The sequence below is a fragment of the Ciceribacter ferrooxidans genome (genome assembly GCF_004137355.1).
Lineage (GTDB): Bacteria > Pseudomonadota > Alphaproteobacteria > Rhizobiales > Rhizobiaceae > Allorhizobium > Allorhizobium ferrooxidans.
Genome location: NZ_SDVB01000004.1, coordinates 1 through 254 on the forward strand (window position 1 = coordinate 1; position 254 = coordinate 254).

Here is a 254-nt window from a genome sequence, read left to right on the forward strand (position 1 = left end):
TGCCTCTACCTCGAGGGCGAGCATCTCCTGATGCGGATCGGCCAGCAGGCCACGGGCACGCTCCAGCAACACCCCGAGCTCGGCCGGAGTGTGGGCCGAGCCGACATGCTTGACGATCCGCTGCCGCCGGCCCGCGGCGTACTCAGCGATCTGCACTGCCGTAGCGCCCGAGGCCGTACGAACCTTCCGGATGAATGCCACCCCGAGACCCTACGGCCCACCGCTTAGTGCGTGAAACCGCACTAACCACGATG

General features: G+C 67.3%; 1 pseudogene. It reads right to left on the minus strand.

Going from position 1 to position 254, the window contains the following annotated elements:
• Positions 1 to 201, minus strand: a pseudogene (locus tag EUU22_RS25745) (IS1634 family transposase); the annotation flags it as partial.
• Between the last annotated feature and the right edge of the window lie 53 nt (positions 202 to 254).